Source organism: Streptomyces sp. 8P21H-1, from assembly GCF_013302945.1.
Map to the genome: position 1 here is coordinate 1 of NZ_JABTYA010000158.1, position 4706 is coordinate 4706.

Genomic DNA, 4706 nt, shown 5'->3' on the forward strand with positions numbered 1-4706 from the left:
GGCACCGGACACCCCGCCCGGCCCGCCGTCGCCCCCGCCGAACGGCCCGCCCGCATCCCGCTCTCACCGGCCCAGCGCCGCCTGTGGCTGGTCGAACGGATCACCGGCAGCGGGGTCGCGTACAACTTCCCGCTGGTCTTCCGGCTGCGCGGCGCGCTCGACCTCGACGCGCTGCGCACCGCCCTGCACGACGTGGCGGAGCGGCACGAGGCGCTGCGCACGGTCTTCCCCGAGCACGACGGAGAGCCGTACCAGCACATCCTGCCCGCCGCGGAGGCCGCGCCGCCCTTCACCGTGACGGACTGCGCCGAGGACGAGCTGGCCGGACCCGTCGAGGCGGCCCAGCGCCGCCCTTTCGACCTGGCCCGCGAACTCCCGCTGCGCTGCGAGGTGTTCAGGACCGGTCCGGCCGACCACGTGGTGGCCGTCGTGCTGCACCACATCACCACCGACGAGTGGTCCGACCGGCCGTTCCTGGCCGACCTGGACCGCGCGTACGCGGCACGGGCGGCGGGTACGGAACCGGACCTGACCCCCCTGCCCGTCCAGTACGCCGACCACACCCTCTGGCAGGACCGCCTGCTCGGCCAGGTCGGCGAGCGGCAGCTCGCGTACTGGAGCGAGGCGCTGCGCGACCTCCCGGAGGAGCTCGTGCTGCCCCTCGACCGCCCCCGCCCGGACGCGCCGACCGGCCGGGGCGGCAAGGTGCGCCTCCATCTGCCCGCCGCCACCGGCCGGGCCCTGCGCGACCTGTCCGCCGCCACCGGCACCAGCATGTTCATGCTGTTCCAGGCAGCCACCGCGGCCCTGCTGCACCGGCTCGGCGCGGGCGACGACATCCCGCTCGGGGCGCCCGTCGCGGGCCGCACCGACGACGCGCTCGACGACCTGGTCGGCTTCTTCGTCAACACCCTCGTCCTGCGCACCGACCTGACCGGCCGGCCCACCTTCCGCGAACTCCTGGCCCGGGTGCGGGAGACGGCCCTGGAGGCGTTCGCGCACCAGGACCTGCCCTTCGACCGGGTGGTGGAGGCCCTCAACCCGGTGCGGACGGCCGGCCGCAACCCGCTCTTCCAGGTCATGATCGGCTACCACCACCGGCCGGACGGCGACCCCGACGTGCTCGGCCTGCCCACCGAGTGGTTCGACATGGACACCGGGCAGGCCAAGTTCGACCTGCACTTCACCTTCGTGGACGAGACGTCCGCGGGCGGGGCGGACCGGCTGGTCCTGCTCCTGGAGTACGCGGCCGACCGGTGCGACGAGGAGACGGCACGGCGCCTCACCCGCCGCATGCTCCGGCTCCTGGAGCAGGCGACCGCCGCGCCGGACCGGCCGGTGCGGGACCTGGACGTCCTCGACGCGTCCGAACGCGCTCTCGTGCTCACGGACTGGAACGACACGTCCCACCCCACGGACGCGACGACCCTCCCCGAGCTGTTCCGCGCCCAGGTGGCCCGCACGCCCGGCGCCCCGGCCCTGGTCTTCGGGGAGGAGCGCCTGACCTACGCGGAGCTGGACGCCCGCGTCGAGCACACCGCACGGGTGCTGGCCGGGGCGGGCGTGGGCCCGGAGACGACGGTGGCCGTGGCCCTGCCGCGCTCGGCCGACCTCGTGGTGGCCCTGCTGGCGGTGCACCGCGCGGGCGGCGCCTACCTCCCGCTGGACACCGGCCTCCCCGCGGAACGCCTCGCGTTCATGCTGGAGGACACCCGCCCACTGCACGTGGTCCGCGACGCCCTCCCGGAGGGCGGGTACGGCGAACTGCCGCGCTCCTACGACCCGTCGAGCCCGGCGTACGTCATCTACACCTCCGGCTCCACGGGCCGCCCCAAGGGCGTGGTCGTCCCGCACACGGGCATCGTCAACCGCCTGCTGTGGATGCAGGACGCCTACGGCCTGGACGCCGGGGACCGGGTGCTCCAGAAGACGCCCGCCGGCTTCGACGTCTCCGTGTGGGAGTTCTTCTGGCCGCTGATCACCGGGGCGGCCCTGGTGGTCGCAGAACCGGAAGGCCACAAGGACCCCCGCTACCTCGCCGAGCTGATCCGGCGGGAGGCCGTCACCACCGCGCACTTCGTGCCCTCGATGCTCCAGCTCTTCCTGGAGGAGCCGGCCGCCGCCGGATGCACCGGCCTGCGCCGCGTGCTGTGCAGCGGCGAGGCCCTGCCCGCGCCGCTCGCCGAGCGCTTCCACCGCACGCTCGCCCCCGTCGAGCTGCACAACCTGTACGGTCCCACCGAGGCGTCCGTCGACGTCACCGCCGTCCGGGTGCGTCCCGGCGCCGCGCCGGTGACCATCGGCCGGCCGGTGTGGAACACCCGCGTGTACGTCCTGGACGCCGCGCTGCGGCCGGTGCCCCCGGGCGTCGCGGGAGAGCTGTACCTCGCGGGCGCCCAGCTCGCCCGCGGCTACCTCGGCCGGCCGGGACTGACCGCCGGGCGGTTCGTCGCCGACCCGTACGGCGGGCCGGGCGAGCGCATGTACCGCACGGGCGACCTCGCCCGCTGGACGTCCGGCGGCGAGGTCGAGTACCTGGGCCGCACCGACGACCAGGTCAAGATCCGCGGCTTCCGGGTCGAACCCGGCGAGGTCGAGGCCGTACTGGCACGGCACGACACCGTCGCCCGCGCCGTCGTGACCGCGCACGGCCAGCGGCTCGTGGCGTACGTCGTCCCGGCCGCCGGACGTGTCACCGACGGCGCGGAGCTGCACCGCCACACCGCGGCCGAACTGCCCGAACACATGGTCCCCGCGGCCTTCACCACCCTCGGCGCCCTGCCGCTGACCCCCAGCGGCAAACTCGACCGCAGGGCGCTGCCCGCGCCCGACTTCGCCGCGGAGACCACCGCCACCCTGCCGCGCACCCCGCGCGAGGAGATCCTGTGCGGTCTGTTCGCCGAGGTCCTCGGCCTCGGACGGGTCGGCGTCCACGACGACTTCTTCGCCCTCGGCGGCCACTCCCTGGTCGCCATGCGGCTGGCCGCCCGCGTGCGGACCGCCCTGCGCACCGACGTGTCCCTGCGGACGCTCTTCGAGGCGCCCACGGCCGCCCGGCTCGCCGAACGCCTCGGCGAGGGCACCGGGCACGCCGGTGACCCGCTGCCCGTCCTCGCGCCCGCGGAGCGGCCCGAGCGCCTGCCGCTCTCCTTCGCCCAGCAGCGGCTGTGGGTGCTGTACCGGGTCGAGGGCCCCAGTTCCACGTACAACATCCCGCTCGCCTGGCGGCTCACCGGGCCGCTCGACGCCGACGCGCTGCAACTGGCGGTCGACGACCTGGTGGCCCGCCACGAACCGCTGCGCACCGTCTTCCCGGAGGACGGGGACGACGGGCGCGCGTACCAGCGGATCCTGACGCCGGAGGAGGCGCACGCCCCGGTGCGCACCGCCGCCGTCGCCGACGGGGAGGAGCTGGCCGGGCGGCTCGCGGAGGCCGCCGGGTACGGCTTCGCGCTGGACCGCGAACCGCCGCTGCGGGTCCACCTCTTCCGCACCGGCGAGGACACCCACGTCCTGCTGCTCCTGCTCCACCACATCGCGGGCGACGAGTGGTCCGACCGGCCGCTCACCCGGGACCTCACCGAGGCCTACACGGCGCGCGCGGCGGGCCGCGCGCCGGACAGGGCACCGCTGCCCGTCCAGTACGCCGACTACGGCCTCTGGCAGCGTGCGGTGCTCGGCGACGAGAAGGACCCGCGCAGCCTCGCCGCCCGCCAACTGGCCTTCTGGAAGCAGGCGCTGCACGACCTGCCCGAAGAGCTCGCGCTGCCCGCCGACCGGCCGCGCCCGCTGGAGGCGAGCCACCGCGGCGGCGCCGTCGACATGTCCCTGGACGCGGAACTGGCGGCGGGGCTGCGCGAACTGGCCCGCTCGGGCGACGTCAGTGTGTTCATGGTCGTCCAGGCGGCGGTGGCCGCGCTGCTGACCCGGCTCGGCGCGGGCACCGACATCCCGCTCGGCAGCCCCATCGCCGGACGCACCGAGGAGGTCCTGGAGGACCTGGTCGGGTTCTTCCTCAACACCCTGGTGCTGCGCACCGACACCTCAGGCGACCCGGCGTTCCGCGACCTCCTCGCCCGGGTGCGGGAGACCGACCTGGCCGCCTTCGACCACCAGGACGTGCCCTTCGAACGGGTGGTGGACGTCCTCAACCCGGCCCGTTCGCTCTCCCGGCACCCGCTCTTCCAGGTCATGGTCGTGTACCTGGCCGCAGGCGGCGACGGAGACTTCCTCACCGGCCTCGACGCGCGGCGCGAGGACGTCGGCGCGACCGGCGCCAAGTTCGACCTCTCCTTCGACTTCGTGGAACGCGCCGGCGGGGACGGGGTCGACGGCGTGCTGGAGTACAGCACCGACCTGTTCGACCACGCCACCGCCGAGGCGATCGCCGCACGGCTCGTACGGCTGCTGCGGGCCGTGGTCACCGCCCCGGAGACCCCCATCGGCCGGATCGACATCCTCGGCGACGCGGAACGCCGGCGCATCCTCACCGGGTGGAACGGCCGGCCGCCGCTGGCCGCGCCGACCACCGTGCCCGCCCTCTTCGAACGGCAGGCCGCGCTCTCCCCGGACGCCCCGGCCGTAGCGTCCGACGGCCTGGAGCTGACGTACGCACAGCTCGGCGCCGAGGCGAACCGGCTCGCCCGGCTGCTCGTCGCCCGCGGCGCGGGACCCGAGCGGCTCGTGGCGCTGGCCCTGCCCCGCAC

1 protein-coding gene is annotated in these 4706 nt (G+C 75.4%); it reads left to right on the top strand.

Annotated features, from left to right (window positions below):
- The coding region (locus tag HO151_RS02665; RefSeq protein WP_173894514.1) for a non-ribosomal peptide synthetase at positions 1–4706 on the top strand (4706 nt) is incomplete at both ends.